At 53.0% G+C, this 24,718-nt stretch carries 19 protein-coding genes; 4 read left to right on the top strand and 15 right to left on the bottom strand.

Going from position 1 to position 24,718, the window contains the following annotated elements:
• Positions 1 to 18 precede the first annotated feature (18 nt).
• Positions 19 to 975, top strand: coding sequence for a copper amine oxidase N-terminal domain-containing protein (locus ACEN86_RS02095; RefSeq protein ID WP_495632731.1), 957 nt, complete (start codon positions 19 to 21; stop codon positions 973 to 975).
• Positions 976 to 979: 4 nt separating this feature from the next.
• Here ACEN86_RS02095 and ACEN86_RS02090 read toward each other — a convergent pair whose 3' ends face one another.
• The 13 genes from ACEN86_RS02090 to ACEN86_RS02030 form a co-directional block, all read right to left on the bottom strand.
• Complete coding sequence (locus ACEN86_RS02090) at positions 980 to 1,597, bottom strand: hypothetical protein (RefSeq protein ID WP_495632730.1); 618 nt, start codon at positions 1,595 to 1,597, stop codon at positions 980 to 982.
• 179 nt (positions 1,598 to 1,776) lie between these two features.
• Positions 1,777 to 4,524: an alpha-mannosidase gene (locus ACEN86_RS02085; RefSeq protein WP_495632729.1), complete on the bottom strand. Its 2,748-nt coding sequence runs from the start codon at positions 4,522 to 4,524 to the stop codon at positions 1,777 to 1,779.
• A gap of 629 nt (positions 4,525 to 5,153) precedes the next feature.
• Positions 5,154 to 8,384: a beta-galactosidase gene (locus ACEN86_RS02080; RefSeq protein WP_495632728.1), complete on the bottom strand. Its 3,231-nt coding sequence runs from the start codon at positions 8,382 to 8,384 to the stop codon at positions 5,154 to 5,156.
• A complete protein-coding gene (locus ACEN86_RS02075) occupies positions 8,381 to 9,700 on the bottom strand; it encodes a glycoside hydrolase family 125 protein (RefSeq protein WP_495632727.1) in 1,320 nt (439 codons plus the stop codon). The genes ACEN86_RS02080 and ACEN86_RS02075 overlap by 4 nt, the downstream gene beginning before the upstream one ends.
• A gap of 343 nt (positions 9,701 to 10,043) precedes the next feature.
• Positions 10,044 to 12,224: a putative bifunctional diguanylate cyclase/phosphodiesterase gene (locus tag ACEN86_RS02070; protein WP_495632726.1), complete on the bottom strand. Its 2,181-nt coding sequence runs from the start codon at positions 12,222 to 12,224 to the stop codon at positions 10,044 to 10,046.
• A 332-nt stretch (positions 12,225 to 12,556) separates the two neighbouring features.
• Positions 12,557 to 13,711, bottom strand: coding sequence for an amidohydrolase (locus ACEN86_RS02065; protein WP_495632725.1), 1,155 nt, complete (start codon positions 13,709 to 13,711; stop codon positions 12,557 to 12,559).
• 2 nt (positions 13,712 to 13,713) lie between these two features.
• Positions 13,714 to 14,757: an LLM class flavin-dependent oxidoreductase gene (locus tag ACEN86_RS02060; protein WP_495632724.1), complete on the bottom strand. Its 1,044-nt coding sequence runs from the start codon at positions 14,755 to 14,757 to the stop codon at positions 13,714 to 13,716.
• 20 nt (positions 14,758 to 14,777) lie between these two features.
• Positions 14,778 to 15,530 (bottom strand): amino acid ABC transporter ATP-binding protein, encoded by a 753-nt coding sequence (locus ACEN86_RS02055; RefSeq protein ID WP_495632723.1) that lies wholly within the window; start codon positions 15,528 to 15,530, stop codon positions 14,778 to 14,780.
• Positions 15,527 to 16,237, bottom strand: coding sequence for an amino acid ABC transporter permease (locus ACEN86_RS02050; RefSeq protein ID WP_495634190.1), 711 nt, complete (start codon positions 16,235 to 16,237; stop codon positions 15,527 to 15,529). Before ACEN86_RS02050 ends, ACEN86_RS02055 begins: the two co-directional genes overlap by 4 nt.
• Entirely contained in the window at positions 16,210 to 16,992 is a 783-nt protein-coding gene (locus ACEN86_RS02045; RefSeq protein WP_495632722.1) for an amino acid ABC transporter permease, read from the bottom strand. The genes ACEN86_RS02050 and ACEN86_RS02045 overlap by 28 nt, the downstream gene beginning before the upstream one ends.
• A gap of 292 nt (positions 16,993 to 17,284) precedes the next feature.
• Positions 17,285 to 18,106, bottom strand: coding sequence for a transporter substrate-binding domain-containing protein (locus ACEN86_RS02040; protein WP_495632721.1), 822 nt, complete (start codon positions 18,104 to 18,106; stop codon positions 17,285 to 17,287).
• A 746-nt stretch (positions 18,107 to 18,852) separates the two neighbouring features.
• Complete coding sequence (locus ACEN86_RS02035; RefSeq protein ID WP_495632720.1) at positions 18,853 to 19,314, bottom strand: pyridoxamine 5'-phosphate oxidase family protein; 462 nt, start codon at positions 19,312 to 19,314, stop codon at positions 18,853 to 18,855.
• A 147-nt stretch (positions 19,315 to 19,461) separates the two neighbouring features.
• The gene (locus tag ACEN86_RS02030; protein ID WP_495632719.1) at positions 19,462 to 20,256 is read right to left on the bottom strand and encodes a formate/nitrite transporter family protein; all 795 of its coding nucleotides are present in this window, start codon (positions 20,254 to 20,256) and stop codon (positions 19,462 to 19,464) included.
• A 220-nt stretch (positions 20,257 to 20,476) separates the two neighbouring features.
• Between ACEN86_RS02030 and ACEN86_RS02025 the strand changes: the two genes are divergently transcribed.
• On the top strand, positions 20,477 to 20,623 hold the full coding sequence (locus ACEN86_RS02025) for a hypothetical protein (protein WP_495632718.1): 147 nt from the start codon (positions 20,477 to 20,479) through the stop codon (positions 20,621 to 20,623).
• A 358-nt stretch (positions 20,624 to 20,981) separates the two neighbouring features.
• Here ACEN86_RS02025 and ACEN86_RS02020 read toward each other — a convergent pair whose 3' ends face one another.
• Together ACEN86_RS02020 and ACEN86_RS02015 are read right to left on the bottom strand one after the other, a co-directional pair.
• Positions 20,982 to 21,983: a glycosyltransferase gene (locus ACEN86_RS02020; RefSeq protein ID WP_495632717.1), complete on the bottom strand. Its 1,002-nt coding sequence runs from the start codon at positions 21,981 to 21,983 to the stop codon at positions 20,982 to 20,984.
• Complete coding sequence (locus ACEN86_RS02015; protein WP_495632716.1) at positions 21,980 to 23,011, bottom strand: phosphotransferase family protein; 1,032 nt, start codon at positions 23,009 to 23,011, stop codon at positions 21,980 to 21,982. The genes ACEN86_RS02020 and ACEN86_RS02015 overlap by 4 nt, the downstream gene beginning before the upstream one ends.
• Positions 23,012 to 23,222: 211 nt before the next feature.
• On the opposite strand from ACEN86_RS02015, the gene ACEN86_RS02010 reads away from it, so the two are divergent.
• Both ACEN86_RS02010 and ACEN86_RS02005 read left to right on the top strand, forming a co-directional pair.
• Positions 23,223 to 23,870, top strand: coding sequence for a LemA family protein (locus ACEN86_RS02010; protein ID WP_495632715.1), 648 nt, complete (start codon positions 23,223 to 23,225; stop codon positions 23,868 to 23,870).
• Positions 23,867 to 24,676 carry a TPM domain-containing protein gene (locus tag ACEN86_RS02005; RefSeq protein WP_495632714.1) on the top strand — a complete coding sequence of 270 codons (810 nt, stop codon included), beginning with the start codon at positions 23,867 to 23,869 and terminating at the stop codon, positions 24,674 to 24,676. The genes ACEN86_RS02010 and ACEN86_RS02005 overlap by 4 nt, the downstream gene beginning before the upstream one ends.
• Positions 24,677 to 24,718 lie beyond the last annotated feature (42 nt).

Raw genomic sequence — 24,718 nt, 5'->3', positions numbered from 1 at the left:
TGGGAGGTCGTTCAGTTAATGAAGAAAGTTGTATCCTACATGCTAGCCCTAGTTCTATTGGTTACCTTTGCACTTCCGGCGGCAGCCACTGGAAATGCAAAGCCCGCTTTGTTTATCAACGGTCAGCGTATAATGGCAGACAGTACACCTGTCGTGGATAAAACAGGCATTTACGTGCCTTACAAAGCAGTGTTCGGAGCATTGGGATACACGGCCTCTTACGATGCTAAGGCAAAGATGCATATTCTCAAGAAAGCAAGTAGTACGATCAAGTTCACAGTCGGCGGTAAAAGCGCAATCGTCAACGGGCAGAAAAAGGTCTTGACCCTTTCTCCAAAATTGATGGGCAGCACGGTCTATGTACCGATGAAATTTATGACCGAAACGATTAAGATGCCCACGATTTACGACAAAGTGAACAATGTGGTTCAAATAGGTAAAGCCGCTGTGGTAGATCACTTTTTCCAGCTGAACTTCGGATTGACACCCGATCAAGTGAAAAAGCTTGAGAAGAATAAGCTGTCAGAAGCAAGCAAAGACGCGGACGGCAATGACAATCTGACCTATTATGATGCCACACTCCCGAACGGTACGAGAGGCAGCATCAGCTACGGCTTCAAGAACGGGAAGTTGAACGATGTTATATTCATGTTCGATAACTACTCCTCTGATATCGATTCAGCTTTGGCTGCTTATAAGCAGGATAAAGTCTACCTCGATAAGGTATACAATAAAGGCTCCGTGGCCAATGACGTTGTCTGGTATTCTGAAGAGGATGTTCAAACGCAACATGCTGAGGAGTTCTCGAAGTACGACTATGATTTGCTGGCAACCTCGCTTACTAATGGCGACCTCAACCTCGAGGCCACGTATAAGTCCGCCTCATTCTCAGTTTCAATCAACTTGACGAATCTGAACTCCGACGAAGAGGATGACCCTTATTACATGCACACAATTTCATATGTAAAAAACTAATCCATCAGATCATATTTGATAAAAAGAACTTATTCAGCATTTTCTGAACTTCATCTGCACTTCTCAGAACTATGAAATTACCATCTTCGTCATAGGTATGATGTCCCTTGAATGCGTCGGGCATTTCATTATACTGCTGCTCTTCCTGCCTAAGAGCCTGCTCAAAGCATACATATCCGTACTTCTTGATCAAATATGGAAGTCCGCAGGCAGAACGTAGAAATTCATATTCCTGATAGTTGTAAGGTGTATGTTCCGGTCTTTTCATCAACAGCTTCATGAAGTGCTTCATAGTCTGCTCAATTTCAGGCTCATCTGCATAGTTCGCCAGACCCCGGATGGCTTTCAGCTTCATGTCGAGGTACCGTTCTTTTTTATAGGCATCCTGGAAAAATGGCTTAAGCCCCAGCTCAGGATTCGATAAATGCATCAAACAGCCGAGTATTTGGTTTCGTAGTGCCATGTCTTTTAGCTTAAAGTAAATATCCTTTAGAACATGAGCATCCCCGGCTTTTATACAACGATAATCCAAAGCATTTATTGCTTCTCTGAACTGTACCTTTCTTTCAGAGACAACCGCTGCCTTCAAGTATTCCATAGCTGCTTCATGGGACTGTTGCATTAAGTATTCCTCCCTTGTCATTTTGGAGTGGAGTTAAGTTATGTAGTATCTGCTATAGTATATCTCCATTTTTGGATCCTGCGGAGATAGGATTGGCAAAAAGACTGCCCTGTCATATTAAATGACTGGAGGCAGTCTCTTTTCTTTTTACAGACTAGTTAGTGAATGTACATGGTGCTCTATCTATGAATTCCGAGGGTAAGAATCTCGCAAGGCCCAGCCAGTAGAGTGAGGCCGTCAGCCGAATTGCTGGTAATCGGCGGATTCGCCTCTTCCAGAATGGTGGTCTTGTAGATGTACTCGCAAGGAAGCTTAGATTCCAGGGTAAGCTCCGCCTCACCTCTGCTCATGTTGAACCACCGAAGCAGCAGGTCTTTGGTGTCTGGGTTCATTTTTAGCGAGGAAAAGGCCAGCTGCGGGCTCTCCCACTTAAAAGGCTTGTACACCGGGGATAACGATCCCGGATGAACCCCGGTCTGGCATACGGTCCATGGGATCTGGAACTGATATGCCTCGGCATAAGCCCCGGATTCGATTCCGTCTCCGCTGTGGGGAATGAGCTCCATCTGCATGGTGTGCTCGCCCAGGCACTGAGCCTCCGGCGTAGGGAACAGCCCCCAGTCGCCAAGCTCGCCAACGGCGCGCAGCAGCGTGATTGCTATCGTATTTCGCCCATCGCGAAGCACCTCATATTCATTCAGGCCGAGGTTCGCCACGGTAAGTCCTGCCTTTCCGTCACTAATATCCACGAAGCACTGCTGATGCTGGGTGTTGCTCGGATTCTCCCACTCTGGAGCCGGTTCGTTATCCCGCTGTGCAATTTCAAACATGGAGTCTGCTTGGTGAACTGCCGTATTCAGATCGGTTGGAAAAAGAGCCCGAACTCGGTGATCCCTCGCCGTATTAACGATCGTCGTCTCGATGTGCAGCCCTCTGCCTCCACGTTCCAAACTCAGTACGGTACAAAGTCTGAGCGTTACGGTATCGCGGCTTCGCCGCGCTTGACGCTCCGGATAATAGACCAACGCACGCTGCTCCTCATCCAGCTTGGCATCCGCGGACGCTGGGATCTCCCACTCATGCTTAATTTCCACCTTAGCACGGTAGGGGGTATCCTCCAGAATGGAGATGTCCGCTCGGAGTCCCTTAGTCGTCAGCGCCTGCTCTCCCTCAGGCTGTTTGTACATATATTCGTTCCCGATATCTCCGGTGTTTTCGTACACTCCCAGATCCTTATAGGCCTTACCGCTTGTCTTGTCCTGTAGTGAAAAAGAACCGTCCTCGGCAATTTCAACCTTAAGCAAATCATTCTCCAATATGCGATCCCCTTGGATTAGGGAAATAGGCAGCATATCTGCTGGCTTCGCAGCGGCCGTCCTGCCCTGCTGGCGCACCCATGCGTAAGATCGCAGACCCAGCGCAGGTACGTGCTGCGCCTCGAACGTTAATCTGACCCTGCGGCACATATACGGCTGACGGAACTGATCGTCCGGGAGATCATATCCGAACAGCAGGCCCAAATCCTGAACCGTGCAGGCCACAGCCCCGCCCTCTGTATCTACCAGCACGCGGCCGGACAAGTCGACAGCCTTCATCCGCGCTGCGGTCTCCTCTAACGTATAGCCTTCCCGCAGATACAAGCGTTCTGCATCCAACTCTACACTAATTACACCTGTGCGGCTCCAGCCGCTGGTATTCATCACGATCAGCGGAAGCGGAGCTTCCCCGTAGGCGGAGAAGGCCGAGGTATCGACCGCGTCTGCGATCACCTTCTTGCTGTCCTCTATGATCGTCTCCGCCACGTGCCGGCTCTTGTCGAAGCGGGTCACCATCTCGCGGTGCACTTCATCCACACTACATCCGCAGATGCTGTCGTGGGGATGGTTCTGCATCAGCGTCTTCCATGCATAGGTGAACAGATGATGTGGGTAATCCCTGCCCAGCCCATGGGCTAAGGAGGCCAGGGGTTCGGCTGCTTTTTCGAGCAGGGTCTGCCCCTTCTGGTTCATCTGCTTCAAATAAATCCGGGCGGATGCCGTGTTGACGAGCGTGCCCCAGCCGTCCGTGCGCTGGCTTCTCAGCTCACCTTGTACCGTTGACAGGCTGGTCTGGTCCAGCGCTCCTTCAAGAGCCTTTAGGTAATCAGGGAAATTAGAGTGGATGAATTCCGTATCCGGATAAAGCTCCCTGGCCGTTCGGATCGCCTCGGGGAGATCCAGCTGCACCGGCTGATGATCACAGCCATTCATGAACAGCAGCTTGCCGGTAGATGCATACTTCTCGGCGTCCGCCAGCTTCCGCTCCCAGAAAACCTGAGCTTCGGCCTCGTCTACTGGAACTTCATTCCCGTTCGAGTACCAGTTAGCGAACAGAATGCCGAGAACCTTGGAGCCATCCGGCCCTTCCCAGATCAGTTCAGAGAAGGAAGACTCATATCCTCCGTCTGACACGGTGTTATTGAAGCCGGTTGGCTTCACTCCCCGTCCGAAAAAAGCGTTCGCAATGCCCGCCTGCCGCATCAACTGCGGGGTCTGACCGACCAGTCCAAAGGTGTCCGGGAAGTATCCGATCTTGGCCGGCTCTCCGTATCTATACGCATCCTGATGACCGAGCTGCATATTGCGAACATTGGCTTCGCCGCTCGTAAGGAACGCATCCTGCAAAATATACCAAGGCCCAATGATCAAACGCCCGGCAGTAATATGCTTTTGCAGGCGTTCCAAATTCTCCGGGCGAACCTGCAGATAATCTTCCAAAATAATAGTCTGACCATCCAGGTAAAAGCTCTTGAACTCGCTATCTCCATCCAGCTTATCCAACAGCGTATCCATCAGCTGAACAAGGCGGACATGGTGCTTCTCATAGGGCAGATACCACTCCCGGTCCCAGTGGGTATGGGAGATGATATGGGCTGATCTTTTTGGCATGGGTTGTTTCCTCCTTTTTTCGATCCCTCCCAAACCCTCCCTTAGCCAAGGGAGGGCCCCAAGGGCTCTGCCCTCTGGACACCCTGGGTTTTGGCGGAGAGAGCTGGAATGGGGTGCACCCGAGCTGGGTGTGGGAGCGTGGAGCCGCTTGTCGTCCCCCCTTGGGGGACACGCTCTACCTGGTGCGCTCCTGCCCGGACTGAGGTACGGTGTGCTATGAGTCGCTTGCCGTCTCCTTCGGAGACCCGCTTTGGGCTGGGAGCACAGAGCTCGCACGGGCAAGGAGGCTCCCCCGGCCTCATCCGGCCGCGGTTGAGCTGGACTTCGGCGGGGGTTACTGCTGCTGCCTGGTGGGAGGCGCTCTCCCTGCGGGATACGCTTACCTCTGGTGCGTGGCTTTAGTTACTCTACTAGCCGCCTCGTTCTGGGCGGCAGGGGCTCTCTGCTGTGGGCGGTTTGCCTTCGACTGCCTGCTTGGAGGCGCTATCCCTGTGGGATGCGCTTACCTCTGGTGCGTGACTTTAGTTACTCTACTCGCTCGCCACCTCCTTCTGGGCGGCGGGGGCTCTCTGCTGTGGGCGGTTTGCCTTCTACCGCCTGCTGGGAGGCGCTCTCCCTGCGGGATACGCTTAAGCTTGGCGCGTGACGGTGACCTCGACCTCATGCGGTCGGTAGGTGCCAAGCAGGGCGCCGCTCTTATCCGCGGCGAAGAGGACCGAGCGTTCCTGTTCCAGCAGGAACGAGTAGGTGCAGCCGCTGCTCGGGTCCCTGACCTCGATGTTCGTGTCCAGCGCGTACTCGGACACGAACACGAACAGCGAGCCCTCGGCGAAGCTGAGCTTCCGGCCGTAGACGCCGGGAAGCTCGCCGCCGCGCAGCCACTCGAGGTCGCCGCGGACTCCAGCGGCCTCGGCAGCGTAGCGGTACAGCGCAGCGGTAGTGCTGCTGCGCTCGCTAAGTTCGGCCGGCAGCGGGCTCCAGATGAGCCGGCCTCGGCCCAGGGGCACGTTCACGACCGAAGCTCCGCCGGAGCCTTCGGCTGACCCGTGAACGGGCACCTCCTTGGCCACCTCGGCGATCCGCCGGTGGCCGAACGAGACCGGCAGCGCTTGACCCTGCAGGACAAGCGCTTCTTCCCGCCGCACGTTGCGCAGCTCGTGCGGGCCAAGGACACTCGCCAGGCGATCCGAGGGCCGCCAGTAGGCGTCAAGTCCGAGCGGGCCCGTGACCAGCAGCACCGCCCCCGTCTCGCTGACGATATCGATCAGCTGATCCATGGCCGCATCGTCAAAGTTATGGGCACTCGGCAGCAAGATCAGCTTGGCCGGGTTGTGCAGAAGATCATCCAGATGATATTCCGAGGCTGCCCGGAAGGGCAGCTTCAGATCATAAGCGAGAATACGGGTTAACCGGGTGGTCGCCTCGAAGGCCAGCTGCCGGTTGGAGAAGTCATTCGAGTAAGGGAATATGGCGGCAATCTCTTCAAGCTGCCTTTCCCCGAATACGTCACGGACGCCTTCAATGAACTGACCAAAGTCATAGGAGATATCCGCCTCGGGCTTCTCGGTTCCATCTGCGCGAAGCGCTCCAATATGCGATTCATTCGCGTTATCCATATAGAAGTTCGTGTTCCATATCCAGTGCACGGCACCCGCTCCAGCGGTAGAGAAGGCATAGGCATATTTGCGCTCCAGCAGACTGCGCAGCTCCTGCTCCGATCTCTTCGCCCGGCCATCCGGAGTCTCCACGTACATCACTCCGGTCTCCTGAATCAGATTCGGCTTATTCGGCGTCTTGGCGAAGATGCCATCCCACAGCAGGTAATCATTGAACCACCAGGAGTGAACCGTGGTATAATCCACGGCCTCTTCATAGAAGAACGGGGATGGACGCTGCGCACCAAGCCCCTCATCCTGTCCGACCGTCACCATGTGACCCGGGCATATGGCCTTAATCGTACGGTACAGCTCCTGCGCCCAGCGGTTGTGCATAGCCATGGAGAACAAGCAGTAATCCAGCCAGCGGGTTCCCTTCTTCGCCTTGTGCATATCCTGCACATTGAAATTGATCTCCGAAGCCTCCGGAATCCGGGCAGATGCGAAATCCGGCAGCTGCTCCGGGGTCATGTTCCATCTCTCCTGAAGTACGGCAATGCTGCCATGCCGCTCCTCAAGCCAGTTGATGAAGGCCGTCTGCTCGAAGCGATCATGACAAGAGCTGGGTCCATCCGAGAAAATACGTGCCGGATCGAACATCGACGGCTCATTGATCAGGTCCCAATCCACATTTGCCGTATGCTTGTGGCGCGATACAATGGAGCGAATGAACCGCTTCTGAGCTTCAACACTTTGCGGATCAAGGTAAGGATTGACCCCCTCCCATGTCTCCGGAGTGAACGAAAAGAAGGTGAACGTCACCTGAAGATCATGCTTTTTGGCGGTCATGATGAAGGCATCTATGGCACGAAGCACATCCTCCGAGACATGCCCGTCAACCTGCATAATATTCCGGTAGGCCGTCCAGATCCCTGTACGAATCCAGTTGATCCCGGCCTTTCGCATCTGGGCCATATCCCTGTCCCACAGCCCGGGATTCGGCAGGAACAGGAATTTCCGGGCCACATCGCTCGTCATATAGGTCATGCCCACGACTGGCATCGGTCTGCCGTCTTTGACGAAATAGTCTCTGCCGCTTGTAACAGGCTCGCCAGCTGCCAGCAGCTCTGCGTCATGCCCCCAGAAGCCCTGACGCAGAATTCGAACTTCTCCATCCGCAGCCTCGGCACGGCATTCGACGCGGTATAGGCCGCTGCGGATTTCCAGCGGAACCGGTAGCCTTACGATATGCAGCTCATCTTCTGCCGCTAGCTCCAGCTGATGGGTCCATCTTATGCCGGGCTCGTGCTCATGCTCAGCGGTCAGGTCGAATTTCCACATCCTACGCTCGGAGTCACCCAATCTGTCAGCTCCTGAACTCGGATGAAGCCGCTGATCCTTCCGGTGTATCTCCGCCTTGTTGCGGATAGCCTGAATCTGCAGGGTGAGCCCTGCACGCTCCCCCGGTTCATAGGAGGCATAAGTCGGCTTGATCCACATGTCCGTAACGCCCTTGCCACAGAAAGCAGCCCACTTAGCGAGAGCCGATTCCTTGCCTCCCCGCCAAAAGTCCGCCGTCAGCGGCACTCCCGCGAACAGCCAGCGCGACCCGGCGAATTCTCCCAGGGTATTCTCCCACAAGACTACAGGGGCAGCTGACTCTCTGCCGTCCATCGTAAGCCCTTTTATAAGCGGATAGATTCGCGTGCTCATAGGTCCTGAAGAACCCATTTGATGCGGCAGATCGCTTGACTTGGTCGTATGGGGCACCAGATTCCAGGTATCCGCACCCGGGGCGAATAAAGTCTCCTGCCCAGCCAGCAGCGGGACTGTATCCAGAGCGGTCAGGGAATGAATTCGGGCGCCACTCACCTTAAGCGCCTCATGGATATACAGCTCCTGATGATACGCGGTCTGTTCCGGTTCAACGATCCATTCTCCGGCTTCCTGCCGGACCGGGTGCTTAAAGGGAGCTCCCCCTGCGCTGATGAGTCCACCGCCTTTTCGGAGATAATTAATTATTGCCGGCCATGCCGATTTCGGAAAATAAGGCGCATGCAGATTAACCAGGCACCCCCCTTCGAATGACTGAAGCGCACCCTCCAATTGATCTGCACGAACTACCTGCCCTACACCGGCAAGCCCATCAAGATCGCCTGGACTCTTTAATCCTGAGGGGCTAGCACCCCCACTCTCGTCTAATGACCCCGGCTGACAAGCACCCGGGAAATCCGGGTCATAGAAGACAAGGACGGATGCGCTCATAGAATCCCTTCCTTCATGGCCGTGTACACCAGCTGGGAGAACAGGCTGTTCGACCAGGCGAACCATTTCCGGGTATAGATAGCCGGGTCATCCGCATGGAACCCTTCATGCATGAAGCCGGTATCCGCATCCGTAGCTTCCAGCAGGGCGATCATCTCAAGCTTCTCTTCCCGGCTTGCCGCAGTCAGCCCCTGCATGGACAGGGCCATGTGCCAGATATATTCTTTTGGCGTATGCGGGCTTCCGATGCCCTTGGCTGCCTTGCCTTCGAAGTAGAATGGATTCTCCTTGCTGAGCGCGAACCTTCTTGTGTTCTGATAGATTTCGTCATCAGCCGGAACGTAGCCCAGATAAGGGATGGACATCAGCCCCGGCGTACCGGCATCATCCATCAGGCAGTAATTCCCGAAGCCGTCGGTCTCGTAGGCATAGATCGGCCCGAATTTAGGGTGCCTGTAGATCCCATACAGCTTGATCCCGTGGTCAATATCCGCCTCAAGCTGCTTCAGCTCTTCCAGGAAAGACAAATCCCGGTATATCCATTCTGCGAATTCCTGCATTTGGCGCAGGGTAACTACAGCGAACATATTTGCCGGAATATTGTAGTGGAAATCACAGGCATCATCGCTGGAGCGGAACCCGGACCAGACCATCCCGGTATAGTTAACCGGCATCCCCATCCCCTGATTGCGGATCGAGTCCTCCGGAATTCCATTGCTGCGGGTGAACCGGTAGGGAGACAGCTCGAAATGCCGCTGTTCCGTCTTGAACAGATCATAGATAGTCTGCATCGCTTGCCTGAACTCAAGGTCAAAAATATCGGTAAGCTCCGTCTCCTTCCAGTATTTATAGGCGAGGCGAACCGGGAAGCAGAGAGAATCCAGCTCGAACTTCCGCTCCCAGACCCAAGGGGACATGTCCGTGATGTCCGCCTTGCTCCAATGCCAATCATTTGCCAGTTCATTGAAAGCATTCGCGTAAGGATCAATCTGGATGTATTTAATATGACGTCTGATCAATCCGCCGATAATCCGCTGAAGATCAGGGTCATTTTTGACAAAAGGAATATAGTGAATGACCTGCTCTACCGAATCCCGCAGCCAGCACGCAGGAATATCCCCGGTAATGACAAAGGTTGTCCCGTCATCCATAAGCTTGGTCGTAGTCTCAAGGGTATTGGGGAAGCAGTTCTTGAACAGCTGCAGCAGCTTGGGCCGGTGCTTTAACTGCTCCTCCGCCTCTTGAAGTACCTCCTGAATTACGTTCGGAAGCGGAAACTTCAGCATCTGGATCTTGGGTAATCTGAATTGTTCCATATTCTTGTCACTCCTTATAGGACTGGATTATTGGGTGAGATAGATGCAGCTATCGTTATAGATGTACCTATACTCTAAAGGATGTAAGCATTTTCAAATAGATAAAAAACTTAATATGACATGGACAAATCAAAGAAAGAAGCTTGAAGTACTCCAGAGGGCTGACGCCAAAAAAGCCCATACCCCAAGGCACTCGGCCTCAAGGTATGGGCTTACGGGTATTACGGCTGTACTAACCGTTTGTTCAAAGCTTGAGTAATCACTAAAATAATTACTACTGTAACGTTTACTTTAATTACTGCTACAACCGGCCAGCAGTCTCCATCGCTGCCAGCTTCCTGATTCATTGCTGCTGCTCATACTGCAAGAGCAGGGTCTCTACTTCGTCTTCATCAACGGGCTTGCTGAGGTAGTATCCTTGAATGAGATCACATCCGTGATCCTTCAGGTAAGCCAGCTGCTCGTAATTCTCCACGCCTTCTGCTACGACTTCCAGACCCATTTTATGTCCAATCTCAATCATCGCCTCAGTTAGGGAACGATTCTTGTTCTCCTCCGGCAGATTGTCTATGAACCCTTTATCAATCTTGAGTGTCGAGATCGGCAGCTGCTTCAGATAGCTTAGCGAGGAATATCCGGTCCCAAAGTCATCCAGGGCAATACGGACGCCAAGTGAACGAAGGATCTCCAGCTTATGAATAATCGGCTCATAGGATTCCATGAAGATGGATTCGGTAATCTCCAGCTCCAGATACTGAGGGGCAAGTCCCGTGTCCTCCAGAGCATCCAGTACGATCGTGACGAAATCCTCCTGGACCATCTGGATTACGGAAATATTCACGGAAATTCTGCACTCCGGATACCCCTTCTCATGGAGACGGCGCATGAAGGTGCAGGCCTGGACCATAGCCCACTTTCCAATGGCAATAATGGTACGGCTGTCTTCCGCTACCGGGATGAAGAGCATGGGGGAGACCCTTCCAAGCTCCGGATTGTGCCAGCGCAGCAGGGCCTCGAAGCCAATAACCCGGCCGGTCTGCACATTCATCTGCGCCTGGTATTGCAGCAGGAACTCTTCCTGATCCAGTGCGTTCCTGAGATGCTTATCTATATTCATTCGCTCAGCCAGCTCCGAATGCATCGTCTTGTTATAGATGGTGAAGACGCCTTTTCCTGCCTTCTTCGATCTATACATTGCCACGTCAGCATTCTTAAGCAGCTCTTCCGTATCTTCGCCATCTTCAGGATAACAGGCAATCCCGATACTTATCGTAGCGTAAATATTGCTCGAATTAATCCGGATCGGCTGCCTGAACTTGTGAATCAGGTTATCTGCAATAGATAGTACAGCTTCCCTGCTCTCTATATTCTTGATGAAGTAGACGAACTCATCTCCGGCCAGGCGGTACAGCATGCCCTCGAGCGGGAGCAGCGTAGCCAGCTTCTGACTTACCAGACGAATCAGCATGTCACCAGACTTGTGTCCCAAAGTATCATTGATGAACTTGAAATTGTCCATATCAATGAAGAATATGGCCGCCGGGCCTTCCGGGTTCCTGATGAACCGGTCCAGCTCCTCCAGCATATACAGCCGGTTCGGCAATCCGCTGAGGGAGTCGTAGTATGCCAGGTAGTGCAGCTCCTCCTGCACCTGTTTCATTTTGTGGATATCTGTGTTGGATCCGGCAAGCCGGTACACCTCACCGCGTTCATTGAACAGGGCCTTTCCCCGTCCCATATACCAGTTGTATCTGCCGCTGTCCTGCCTTAGCCGGTATTCAGCCTGAAAATATTCTGTCTTCTGCTTGATATGTCTTAACGCTGCCAGCTTCAGCTTCCTTCGGTCCTCCGGATGAATCCTCTGGAACAGGCGGTGCATATTGAAATCCGGTTGATCGGCGCATCCAAGCATGTCCATCAGCCTCGGAGATAGATGCAGCACCTTTTGCTCATAGTCCATCTCCCAGATCCCGTCATTCACGGCATCAACGAGAAGGCGGTAATTCTCCTCACTCGTTTTGAGCTCGTCATAGCTTTGCTGGAGACGCAGTTCATACAGCTTCTTCTCCGTAACGTCAATCATCGAGCCTGCGAATCGGACCTGGCGTCCATTGGCACTCCTTGTCGCTTGTCCGCGTACGGAGAACCATCTGTACCCCCCATCCTTCTTCCGCATCCGATACTCCGTATTATAGACCGGGGTCCTGCCTTCCAGGTGCTCATGTCTGGCACGCCTGACCTCACCTATATCCTCCGGGTGAACCAGCTGCTCCCAAATTTCCCTTCTTCCGTCCACTTCCCCGAAGGAGTATCCCATAATCTCATACCATCTCTCGGAGACATAATAGACCCCGCCTGGAAAGACCGTATCCCAGATCACGGCACCCGAACCCTTCGTAGATATCTGGAACCGTTCTTCACTTCTGCGAAGCCGCTTAAGATGAGATCTCAGCATTAGTAAACCTATGGCCACAACCAGCGCAAATGCAATATTAAATAATATAATAAGATTGATCCTGTCCATTATGTTCCTTCTTCCATGGCGTTTCTAAGTCTGTTTCCTACGAACCTAACTGTCACAAGAAGGTCTGACTGCAGGAAGACGACACGGCCGAATGTCTACCTCTACTGAACGAAGGTACAGAAGAGGATGATCCGCCACTTCACAAGCACAGTCTATATTTAATATCGGTTAAGAATTACTAATTTTTAGCGCATGGCCACAGAACCGGATTTAAAAGCTTCCCGATGTCTCCTTTGGCCCCAAGACAGCAAAAAAAGCAAGCCTCTCGGCTCGCTTGTGTATTTCCATTTGAATCTGCTCGGGATGATCAGGGTGCATGAAGTGCAGAGCGCTTAGCCCTTCTCTGCGGCAGCAGTATGGCTGTAACGGCTGACGGCCAGTCTGGCCCATTCTGCAAAAAGCTTCGCACTCAGCGGCAGCGCCTCTTCATTCAGGTCAAAGGCCGGATGGTGCCACTCGCGGCTGCCGGAAGTCCCCATAAATACGAAGAAGCCCGGAATCTGCTTCTGGTAATAAGCGAAGTCCTCCCCGGCCGGGGACGGATCGGTCAGAACAACCTGAAGCCCTGCGTTCTTCGCAGCTTGCACGGTAAGCTCCTCAAGCGCTGGATCATTGTGAACTGCTGGCGGTCCTTTTACCCAAGTCAGCTCAGCCTTGGCGCCAAAGGCGGCCGCCACACCGTGAACCACTTCCTCAAATCGGGCCAGAACACGAGCCCGCACATCCTGTTCGAACGTACGAATCGTGCCGTCCAGCACGGCTTTGTCCGGAACGACGTTCCAGGCCGTGCCGCTGTGGAAGCGGGTTACGCTGACTACTGCGCTTTGCAGTGAGCTTACATTACGGCTGACGATGGACTGGAGTGCTGTAACGATATGGGAAGCGGCCAGAATCGGATCGTTCCCGTTCTCCGGAACCGCGGCATGGGTTCCAAGCCCTTCCACTTCGATAATGAATCCGTCCGCACCCGCCATCAGCGGCCCTGGGCGTATCCCAACTGTGCCTACCGGGAGATCCGGCTTGTTATGCATGCCGAAGATCGCGCTGACCCCATCAAGCGCACCGCTCTGCAGCACAATTTCAGCCCCTTCGGCCTTCTCCTCCGCAGGCTGGAAGATGAAGCGAACCCGCCCGGCAAGCTCAGCCTCCTGCTGCTTGAGCAGGTATGCAGCACCGAGTACAGATGCCGTATGGAAATCATGTCCGCAGGCATGCATCCGGCCCGGAATCCTGGAGGCGAACTCAAGCCCGGTCTCCTCCTCGATTGGAAGAGCGTCGATATCCGCGCGCAGCGCAATGACTGGACCCACTTCAGCTTCGCCCACCTCGGCAACCACCCCGGTCTTCAGGCCATAGTCCAGAATACGGATACCCGCTTCTGTCAGCCATCCGCGTATCGACTCTGTAGTCCTGAACTCCTCATGAGCGACCTCAGGGTATTGATGAAGCTCACGACGTATCGCGACAAGCTGATCTGTTAGTGACATGCTTACTCCTCCTTGAAAGAACCCTCCGTATGTACGACCGCAGCCTCGGTGAAAGCTTCTTTCAGCAGCTCGTAGGAACGAACCCGCTTGCCGAAATCCTGCAATGCCGTAATTACGATGTATTCTACCACACCGTACCGTTCTCCTACCTCTAATAGTTTCCGGCGGACAGTCTCTTTCGAGCCCTTGGTGATCTCGGCCTGCTGCTCTTCTATTCTGTAATTCTCATTCGACTGCCTGCCGAATTCCTCCGCCTGCTCCAGGCTTCCTACGGTCACCTTCTTGCCGCTGTCCAGGTACACCCGGTACAGCTTCTGCTGCTGGCTGGCCAGTTCATCTGCCTCGGCATCCGTCTCCGCCACAAGGACCGAGAGGGCGAGAATAGGCTGCGGCTTGGTCCCGTTCGCATAGTTGAAGGACTGATGATAGGCGGCAAAAGCGTCCTCGGCCACCACAGGATCGCTGTTGATGAACAGGGCGAACACATAAGGCAGTCCCAGCTCGGCGGCAAGCTCCGCACTGGACGTACTTGCGCCAAGCAGGTAGAGATCTGCCGGCTGTCCCGGCAGAGGCGTGGCCCGCAGGCCGGCAAGCGGGTGATCCTCGGCAAGGCGATTATGCACGTACTGGCTGAGCTCCTTGAGCTTGCCAGTTAAGTCCGCTCCATCCGCAGCTCCCTGCTGCAGCGCCCTGGTTGACCTTGGCAGTCCGCCAGGAGCCCGCCCGATACCAAGGTCCACTCTGCCTGGTGCCAGAGAGGACAGCACATTAAAATTCTCCGCGACTTTATACGGACTGTAATGCTGCAGCATCACCCCGCCGGAACCGATTCGAATCCGGTTCGTCTTGGCCAGCAGATAAGCGATCAACACCTCCGGTGATGACCCCGCAACCCGATCTCCATCATGATGCTCAGACACCCAGAACCTCGAATACCCCAGCCGCTCAGCGGTCTGAGCCAGTTCCACTGTATGCTGGAATGCCTCCTCCGGAGTCTCATCTCCGAAGACAGGGCTTTGATCCAGAATGCTTAATTGGATTCCCATGAGGAATCTCCCCCTTTGTCCTAAATATCATAAGTGAGTTCCGGCGTGATCCGCTTCAGGAACTGTTTGGTGCGCTCCTCCTTCGGCGACCGGAAGATTTCGTTAGGCTTGCCCTCTTCCACAATGACGCCGCCATCCATGAAGACCACATGATTCGACACGTCCCTTGCGAACCCCATTTCATGAGTGACCACGATCATGGTGATGCCCTCGGCCGCGATTTTGCGAATCACCGACAGCACTTCCCCAACCAGCTCCGGGTCCAGCGCAGAGGTTGACTCGTCGAACAGAATAACTTCAGGTTCAAGGGCAAGTGCCCTGGCGATGCCTACCCGCTGCTGCTGTCCTCCTGAGAGCTGGCTCGGATACATATCCAGCTTGTCTCCAAGCCCGACTTTCTCCAGCACCTCAATACTCTTCACTTTGGCTTCTACTCTGTCCAGCTTGCGTACGATGACAAGTCCCTCCATCACGTTCTCCAGAACCGTCTTATGCTTGAACAGGTTGTAATGCTGGAACACCATCGCCGTCTTTTTGCGCAAATTATGAATCTCCTGCTTGGCAGGACGCCTGCAGTTCACCTGATCGCCAGAGATGGTTACGGTGCCGCTATCGGGCTTCTCCAGGAAATTCAGGCAGCGCAGCAGTGTGGTCTTTCCGGAGCCGCTCGGTCCCAGAATGACCACGACTTCCCCTTTTTCCACGGTTAGGTCGATTCCTTTAAGCACTTCCTGCCTGCCAAACGTCTTCGTAATATTTCGGATTTCAATCATGCGACACCACCTCGGTTGAACGTATTTATCTTCTTCTCCAGGCGGGCCGTAACCCGTTCGATCAATACCGTTAAGCCCCAGAACATCAGGGCAGCTGCAATATACGCCTCAAAAAACTTCCAGTTCGTCGAAGCCACAATATTGGCTCTGCCATTAATCTCCGTAATCGATACGGTAAAAGCCAGCGTTGTTCCGTGCAGCATACCGATCACCTCACTGGAGAGGTTGAGCAGACTCACCGCAAGCGCCTGCGGCAGAACAATGCGTGTGAACGTCTGTACAGGCGTCATGCCCACTGAATAGGCCGCTTCGATCTGGCCCCGGTCTACCGCCTGAATGCCCGCCCGGATCACTTCCGTCATGTAAGCCCCCGCAGTCAGCGAGAAGGCAATGAAGACGAAATATACAATGGGAATGGACACGGAGGAGAAGCCGAGATTTAGCTTGGTGGACACACTGTCAATCAGGATCGGCAGGCCGTAATAGATCAGGAACAGGTGCATCAGCATCGGGGTTCCCCGGATAACCGTGACATAGACCGAAGCGATCTGGCTCAGCACCGGCACCCGGTTGATCCGGACAAGGGCTGCAGGAACGGCGATAATGAAGCCTCCGATCAGGGACACCGCTGTAATCAGCAGGGTCATGGGCAGGGCCTGGAACAAGTCCAGAAAAGCGGTCAGGATAAACTGCGGGTCGAGCTGAATAAGCCCTCATCCTCCTTCCGGGTCTGTCTGGAACGCAGGCTCCGCTTGGAGCCTGTTCGGACCTTGTAATGTCTCTCATGTCTATGGAGCCTGCGCTCTGCAAGGAGGAACAGCTGCTCCAGAATCATGGAAATGACGAAATAGATCAGCGATAACGCTATATAAGTCTCAAAGAAATGCATGGTCGAGCTGCCGAGCGTCTGCGCTTTGCCGCTGATATCCATCGTTCCGAGCGTATAAGCAAGCGAGGTCTCCTTCAGATTCGCAAGCACCTTGTTCGCGAAGTTCGGCATGGATACGGCCAGCGCCTGGGGCAGCATGATCCGGGTGAAGGCCTGGTATTTCGTCATGCCTACCGAGTAGGCGGCCTCTACCTGTCCGCGATCTACCGCGGCTATGGCTGCCCGGATGATCTCACACATATAAGCACCGCTATTCAGCGTATACGTCAGAATGACGAAGACGAGAACGGAGGTCCTCGTCACATCAATGGATACCAGCTTGAGCACTTCTGGCACGCCGTAGTAAATCAGGAACAACAGAATAAGTACCGGCGTTCCGCGGAAAAAGGAAACTAATATTGCTGATACATTCTTCAGCACCGGTACGTTGTACATGCGGGGCAGGGCCCATAGGAGACCTACGGCAAGCCCCAGAACTACAGAACAGACCACAATGAACAAGGTAATCTGAATGTACGCCGCAAGCTTGGGAAGAAAATCAAAGACATAAGATATATCGAACGTGGTCTCCAAGTGTACGACCGCCCCTTTCTAATCGCTTTCGCTCCTGTATGAAATGAACTGAAGATTGCAATGAGCCAGGACAAGCAGCAACTCCAGTGAAGGTTTGGACCTCCGGCCGCTGTGATCTCCAGATTTCTGAATTAAACCGCCTTAGCGGTTGAAATCCGGAGATCAAGCATATGCTTCCGATGTAGCTTTCTTTCAGAAAGCTTGTAGGCGGTCGCTCACGCTCCTTCAGTTCCAAACTTCCCCTCCGATGCTCCTGCCTTTCCCATTAAATAGTCCAGTTCATTTCATGTAGTTATTTATCCTTCGTAAAATCTTGTCCCAGCCATTTAACACTCAGTTTGGCCAACGTTCCGTCTGCCTTCACTTCTTTGATCGCCTCATCCAGCTTATCCGCCAGATCCTGCTCATCCTTGCGAAGCACGAAGAGTACATCTGATTGAGTTAATGCATCACCCACGGTCTTCAGCTTGTCACCGTTCGGCATAAACTTAAGCGCGAAATCCGTGCTGATCGTGGCGTCCACCCGGCCAGTCAGAATCTGATTCGTTCTGTCATTGGAAGGTGAGTTGGAGTAGACGATGTTGATGGCATCCTTGTTCTTCTTGTTATACTCCTGCAAGATATAGGCTTCATTGCTTGTTGCTGACGTAATCACTTTCTTCCCTTTCAGATCATCAATCGAATTGATATCTGTATTGGTCTTAGGAACAACGACTTTATTGAGGAAAATGCTGTAAGGCTCCTTATTGAACAAGTATTTCGCCTCACGCTCTGGATTCTTCTCCATTTGATGGGCAACAAAATCAATCTTCTTCGTATCAAGACTTAGCAGCAGACTGGAGAAATCCATGGTCTGGAACTCAAATTCATAATCCGGAAGACGCTTATCCAGCTCTTTGACCAGCTCCACATCGTATCCGGTCAGTTTCCCGTTCTCGTCAATGAAGCACACGTTAGGGAACTGCGTTCCGGTTCCCACAATAATCTTCTTCACGGCAGTGCCGTTCGCAGCTTTAGCTGTTCCGCTCGTCGTGTCCTCCTTGGCATTCCCGCAGCCTGCAATCACAGCAATCAATAATCCTACCGCCGTCAATAAAGCTAGTTTCTTCTTCATGGTTCACCCTCCAAATATATTGTTTTATTTATTCACACAATTCCTATTAAGTTAGTGTGATTTATGTTGAGGATTACTTTACACTCCCCGGGAAAGATCGTCAATGCTTCGGATTATAGGGTTTTTCTATAAGGAAATAGAAGAAACAAAACCGGCCTATTAAAGATGATAACTTGACTTACCTGTGAGGCAGCCGTATGAAATGTTCCTCCGATCGCTGTTGTTCCCAGATTTCCTGATTAAATTTATAAGGTAGAAATTCAGTCACAAAGCATATGCTTCCGATGTAGCTTTCTTTCAGAAAGCTTGTAGGCGAACGCTTCGCTTCTCCAGAATCATTCCACACTCTTGCCCTTTGGTAATTCTTAAATTCAACTTATCTAGATGAATACAATAATCTCCCAAAGGCAGTAGCAGACTTCGGCAATTAGTTAGCCCGAATTCCAATAAGCCCTATTCACCCCAAACGAGCCCCTCCCAGAGCATATCCGGACGGGCTTGTTCAGGGGGAAGCAAGCAGAAAAGGCTGGCTCAATGCCTGAGCCAGCCCTTGTGATTACCTTGTGCCTATGAATTTGTTCATGCCTGGTATATGACTGGCAAGTTATACATCACTGGGTATACCCAGCATGTTATGTATCATCAACTCTGGCAGATGCACATCACATCTCGTGCCGAGCTTTCCCCAGAGACCTGTCTCTGCTGTGTCCGTCCCTGTGCGTGTAACTCCGCGGCTACTTTACCGGCTATCTCAGCAGCTCCTCCACCGTCTCCTCCCAGCGGGTAACCACCGCTTCCGGATCATGGAGGACAATCTGAACGCCGCTTGCAATATCGGCGTATTTGGCAGTATCCGCCTTGCAGGAGACAACCTGCGCCTCAAATCGCTGGCGGGGATGCTTCGCCCCGGTTAGCTCCGCCAGCGGACGGAGCTGCAGCCGGGTGTAGAAGGCCTTGCCTGCGTAGAAGGCAGCCAATGTAGCCTTGCCGGTTCGCAGGATATTGCCGGTTGTGACCGTTCCCGGCCATAAACCAAGTCTGAGCGAATCCTGCGATATTGCAGCAATCTCACCCACGCTGATCATAGCAGTATGCGGCCAGCCGTCTTCACTAACCGTCATCAGCACCATGGCCTCCTGCTGCTTGCTGTTTAAGTCCTGTCCATTCAGCAGCTCGTACAATTCCGGTGCAAGCCCGTGGTTCGTCATTGTCCTTCCCCTCAATCTACGGTTATTTATTAATTCACAAACTGTTAAAAATCCTAATTCAAACACAGTCCGTAATGGGCGATGAATGTGAGCAAGTATCCGAAAAAGAAGACATGCTCAAGTTTCCTTAGGCATGTCTTCTTGATATTAATGTGTTCCGTTGCCATCTTCGATGAACGGCTTGTTCACAAAGTAATACATAAAGCCCATCAGCAGCACCCCGCCGACCAGATTACCGAGCGTCACCGGAATCAGGTTGTTAATCACTCCCGCAAAGGAAATAGTTCCCGGGTGATTCAACACCAGCGCGATCGCGAACGTACACATATTGGCAATGCTATGCTCATAGCCTGAGATAAAGAAGCAGAATACAAACAGCACCATCGCGAACATCTTGGCTCCATCACTGTTGAGCGACATCGGAATGAAGAACGCCAGGCACACCAGCCAGTTACACAGAATGGCCCGGAAGAACAGCTCCATCGTTGGCGCCTGCATTTTATGCTCAACCACGCTCAGAAGAAATCCGTTCACCGAAGAGCTGTCGAAGAGGCCTGTAAGATGGATCAGCAGGGCAAAAGCACAGGCTCCGAATATATTGCCCAGGTAGCTGGATCCCCAAAGCTTGAGCACCTGGGTCCAGCGCAGCTTTTTGCGCAGCGCTCCATAGGTATAATAGAACGTGTTGCCCGTGAACAAGTCCCCGCCTCCATAAGCGATCAGGATAATCGCCGCGGGGAACGTAATGGCCGCCATCGGGTAAGTCAGCGGGGACTTCTCCATGTAGAAGAAGTTGCCTGTCTTGAACGCAACAATAACGCCGAATCCGATGAACATACTTGCCAGCATCGCCCTAGCGATATAGCGGATCCAGCTTTGCTTGAAAATCTTGTACTTTTTGAGCGCCAGCTCTTCCACTTTTAATAAGGATTCCGTTTCCAAAATGATCTCCCTCCATACTTAAGGATACTTATTCCAATTCATCTGTCTCCCGTACTATAACACATGTTTTTGATTTTGAAACCGTCACATTTTCTCGAAAAAAGACGCTTTTTCATATTGCATTTTTGCGATGATCATGCATAATATAAGTATAAGAACTTTGTGATAATGATTCTCATTATTAGCTACTGAACTATTTTCATACAAAGGGGTAAAGTCCATGAGAACAGCGGCAGCACAGAACACCCAGCGGATTGACGAGTATTTGGATCTTCTTAACCTGGCAGTTAGCCTCGGGGATCAGAAATGGCAGAAGGAAATTATCCGCAAGCTTTCATATATGTACGAATCCAAGAGTGAACAATAACTCCTATACGTCCTGATCGTCACCCCTCCTTGGGATGACGTCCAAATATAGCAAGCTCAGCAGTTCATAGTCACTTACCTGCACACCGCTTCCGGGGTATTCTGCCCGGGGGCGGTTTTTTTCATGCTGGTAGTTGTGACCAGCTCATAGGTTAATGCTGTCGGTTATGCACGGAATCAATCTGTCTTTATAAAGAGCATGTCTAATACACAACGAAAACGCTGCATGCACAAACAGCCCGGAACATCTTCATTTTGGAAGGTGCTCCGGGCTGTTCTTGTAGATGTATATTCCACACGTAGCCTTACGTACAGATCAATGCTCAGCTATAGGCTGTATGGTCCAAGCAGAACAAAATTCAGCTGCTGAGCCACTTGTCGAAGAACTCCTGATACCCCTGCTTCATTACCCGGCTCGAGAACTTCTCGAAGGCGTAGCTCCGGTTCTCCTCAGACACCTGATAAGGCGCGGCCGCTGCCATATTAACGAGCTCGAACCAGTTCTCCTCATTCCCGGCAAAAGCATGGCGGGCGCTGATATGGCCGTAGCAGGGATGCTCCGGCTTGACGACGATTTTGCCCATGGCCATAGCTTCGGTCAGCGGCATCGCGAACGTGTCGAATTTGGAGCTGCTCCAATATACCTTGGAGGTATTCATAAGCGAGAACACCTCATCCTGGGACAAGGCGAACTGAAGCTTGATGTTGGAGGGAAGGTTATATTTCTTCATACTCTCCCGGTACCGCTCCCCGCCGAACACCATAAATACTTCCTTATCCGGATTCTGCCGTGCGTATTCAACTACAAGATCCGGCCGCCGGTTCTCCTCATCCCGGCCAATCCACATGATCCGGTTATTGACCACCAAGGAAGGGTCGTAGTGCTTCTGCGCCAAGGCTTCACTGAAGCCAATCGGAATCACCGTCACATCGTTAACTCCGAAGCTGCGCGCCATCTCCCGCTTCAGAAATTCCGTCTGGACGATGGCCTTGTCTACAATAGAGTAGAACGGCTTCATCATTTCATAGCCGGTCAAGGCCGGGTCCGGGAAGCTGTGCGGGAACAGGACGCTGTTCTTCAGGAACATTTTCAGAAAAGTAAAGCCTGACACCGTGTAGATCACATGGTCAATCTTCTGTTCATAGATCTGATCCAGAACGATATCATAGTTGACCAGATCCCCCTTCTCGTGTTCATAACCTGGAAGCCAGTCATGCCCGCTGACATGACGTTCCGGGGAGATGAAGACAATATCTACCCCGAGTTCTCTGCCAATTCTCTGTAGCCGGTCCGCAAATACGCGCGGGCCCTGGGCTTCAGTGAACTGGATTTTGCGCATAACAAGTCCGACCTTCTTCATTCTCCCACCGCCTTCTCTATATGATGCTTGCCGATACCCGTATCGCTCAAGCCATCTATGAATCCTAGCATGCCCATGCACTGCATCAGACTGTCCGCCGTCTCTCTCCACTGTGTCTGCAATTGTTCGCGCGGCCATATGGGCTCCTTCTGATCAAGATCCCGGCGGATCAGCAGCAGCATCCAGACGGAGTAGACGGCGGCGAAGAGCGCGTACTGTTCTCCGAGCAGGACCCTGTCCAGAACTCTACCGTGATTAGCGGATTCCGCCGCATATACGCTAAGCACCTGGTCCCGGAGGGAAGAGGTAACCTGCTTGGGGAACAGAGGATGGGACATGTCTAATAGGTGATACAGATCCCAGTGGATCGTACCAAGATGAGCATGCTCCCAATCCAGGACGTAGAGCTTCTCGCCAGCCATGGCGTAGTTCCCTAAGTGCAGGTCGCCATGCGAGAGAACCTGGGAAGCGGCATAAGGAGAGTGATTGCCCATGGCCGCCAGATCCCGGATAGCCGTAACCAGCCGTGATCCGGATTGGGCCGGAATATGCAGCTCCGCGAACAGGGAAGCCGCCTCCTCTTCCCGCAGGACAATCTCGGCCGCCGCAAGCTCAATCCGCGGCTTATGTCCGGCAGCCGGTGTCTCTGCAGGCAGCTGGTCCACAGGAAGGGCGTGCCACCGCGCCATGGCTCTTGTCACTTCGAGAATCGTATCCCCTTCAAAAGCATGTTGCAGCTTGCCCAGATCTTCGAATATCGCCCAGCTTGTCTCGTCGCTTGAACAGGACCTCGCCAGCATCCTCGGATAAATGCCCGGAATTAAAGGCAGAATATGCTCATAGACCCAGCCTTCGCGGCCTGCCTGACCGGCATGAGTGACCGGCTTGAAGATAAAGCTGTGATCCGGAGATAAATAGAACCGTTCTACGAATCTGCCGTTCATGCCTTTGTATAAAATTTCGCGTGCATAGATCTGCGTGTGATCCAGCCTTCCGTCAGGCGTGACCGCTTTCAGAATATTATCCATAAGATCCCTCTATATTACCCGGCTATTTCGTGAATACCGGGAATTTTGTTATATAAGTTAACTTAAGCTTATCCATTAATACATTATTATCTCAAAGCTTGCTGCGCTTGTACACTCACCCCGTACAAGATTCTCGGCGAAGATGATGGGGTATAAGAATTCATAAGAACTTACCCCACGAATAGGTGAACTAGATCAAGGAGGTTACAGAATGAATTTAAAAGGAAAAGGCTGTCTGATTCCGGTGATCGGAGTCGCTGCGGTACTTGTGATTATCGTGATCTTTATGATCAGCAATTACAATAAATATGTAACTGCCGAAGAGAACGTGGACCAGAAATGGAGCCGGATTGAGACAGACCTCCAGCGCAGATACGATCTCATCCCGAACCTGGTGAATACGGTCAAAGGATTCGCCCAGCATGAGAAGGATGTAATCAAGCAGGTTACGGATGCCCGTGCCGCACTTGGCGGAGCCCGTACGACGGAGGAGAAGGCCGCTGCGAACGATCAGCTTCAGGGCGCTTTAAGCCGCCTGCTGGTTGTAGTGGAGAATTATCCGAATCTCAAATCTGATGCTCACTTCACCCAGCTGATGGACGAGCTGGCCGGAACCGAGAACCGGATTGCTGTGGCACGAGGAGACTACAACGACTCTGTCGCGCAGTACAATACGATGATCAAGCGATTCCCCGGCCGTCTGATCGCCGGAATTATGGGCTTTGATGCGAAGGAATACTTCAAGACGACAACGGAATCACGGCAGAACCCGCAGGTGGACTTCAATACGGATGGATCAACCTCATTCCTCTTTGGCGGCAGCCGATATAGCGTGGCTGCGGCGGGTACGCGGGCATGAATGGGCGGGGCCGCTTCCGCTTGCCTACGGCGCTGACCACTTCGCTGCTCCTGCTGCTTCTGCTGCTTGGAAGCGCAGCGCCCGTCTCGGCAGCCCTGGACATCCCTGCGCCGGTCGGCGATATCTATGTCCAGGACTTCGAGGGGCTGCTGTCTGCTGAGCAGAAGGCGGAGCTGAATAAGCTGGGCCGCACGCTCGAGGATGCGACGAAGGCTCAGGTCGCCGTGCTTACCGTACCCACTTTCGGCGGAGCCGATATTGAACAGTACGGGAACCAGGCTTTGCGCAAGTATGCTCTTGGGAACAAAGAGCTGAACAACGGTGTGCTGCTCCTGCTCTCCATGGGCGAGCGACAGGCCCGGATCGAGGTCGGCTATGGACTCGAAGGAGCCATCCCGGACGGCAAGGCCGGGCGGATCCTTGACTCGACCGCTATCCCGTATCTGAAGGAGAATAAGCCGGACCAGGCCATTGTGCAAACCTACAAAGCCTTATATAACGAAGTCGCGGCAGAATATGGAGTTCAGGACAAGCTGAATCCCGAATCCGTCGTTCTGCCGGAATCAGGCACGGCCGCGAACCAGGATACCGGTGGCGGAATATCCATCATTTGGATCATCGTCATCATCGGCCTGCTCGCCGTGGATTTCATCTTCTTCCGCGGCGCCATCACCTTGACCCTGCTCTCCATGATGGGACGCGGGGGCGGGGGCGGATGGGGTGGCGGTGGATCTGGTGGCGGGGGCGGCTTCCGCGGCGGCGGAGGCGGTTCCTCCGGAGGCGGCGGTGCGAGCCGGAGGTTCTAGTAGCGTAATCTCCCCCCCTCTAACCAAGATAGATTGAACTTT

The organism is Paenibacillus sp. Paensp111 (assembly GCF_059492195.1).
Note: the sequence above shows the minus strand (reverse complement) of the source record. Positions and strands in the feature narration are given on the sequence as shown.

Coding starts and splice junctions, on each gene's coding strand:
- ACEN86_RS02015 (WP_495632716.1), bottom strand. CDS start 23,011: ATGGATAATATTCTGAAAGCGGTCACGCCTGACGGAAGGCTGGATCAC.
- ACEN86_RS02075 (WP_495632727.1), bottom strand. CDS start 9,700: ATGGAACAATTCAGATTACCCAAGATCCAGATGCTGAAGTTTCCGCTT.
- ACEN86_RS02080 (WP_495632728.1), bottom strand. CDS start 8,384: ATGAGCGCATCCGTCCTTGTCTTCTATGACCCGGATTTCCCGGGTGCT.
- ACEN86_RS02070 (WP_495632726.1), bottom strand. CDS start 12,224: ATGGACAGGATCAATCTTATTATATTATTTAATATTGCATTTGCGCTG.
- ACEN86_RS02040 (WP_495632721.1), bottom strand. CDS start 18,106: ATGAAGAAGAAACTAGCTTTATTGACGGCGGTAGGATTATTGATTGCT.
- ACEN86_RS02035 (WP_495632720.1), bottom strand. CDS start 19,314: ATGACGAACCACGGGCTTGCACCGGAATTGTACGAGCTGCTGAATGGA.
- ACEN86_RS02025 (WP_495632718.1), top strand. CDS start 20,477: ATGAGAACAGCGGCAGCACAGAACACCCAGCGGATTGACGAGTATTTG.
- ACEN86_RS02090 (WP_495632730.1), bottom strand. CDS start 1,597: ATGCAACAGTCCCATGAAGCAGCTATGGAATACTTGAAGGCAGCGGTT.
- ACEN86_RS02060 (WP_495632724.1), bottom strand. CDS start 14,757: ATGGGAATCCAATTAAGCATTCTGGATCAAAGCCCTGTCTTCGGAGAT.
- ACEN86_RS02020 (WP_495632717.1), bottom strand. CDS start 21,983: ATGAAGAAGGTCGGACTTGTTATGCGCAAAATCCAGTTCACTGAAGCC.
- ACEN86_RS02010 (WP_495632715.1), top strand. CDS start 23,223: ATGAATTTAAAAGGAAAAGGCTGTCTGATTCCGGTGATCGGAGTCGCT.
- ACEN86_RS02095 (WP_495632731.1), top strand. CDS start 19: ATGAAGAAAGTTGTATCCTACATGCTAGCCCTAGTTCTATTGGTTACC.
- ACEN86_RS02065 (WP_495632725.1), bottom strand. CDS start 13,711: ATGTCACTAACAGATCAGCTTGTCGCGATACGTCGTGAGCTTCATCAA.
- ACEN86_RS02085 (WP_495632729.1), bottom strand. CDS start 4,524: ATGCCAAAAAGATCAGCCCATATCATCTCCCATACCCACTGGGACCGG.
- ACEN86_RS02005 (WP_495632714.1), top strand. CDS start 23,867: ATGAATGGGCGGGGCCGCTTCCGCTTGCCTACGGCGCTGACCACTTCG.
- ACEN86_RS02055 (WP_495632723.1), bottom strand. CDS start 15,530: ATGATTGAAATCCGAAATATTACGAAGACGTTTGGCAGGCAGGAAGTG.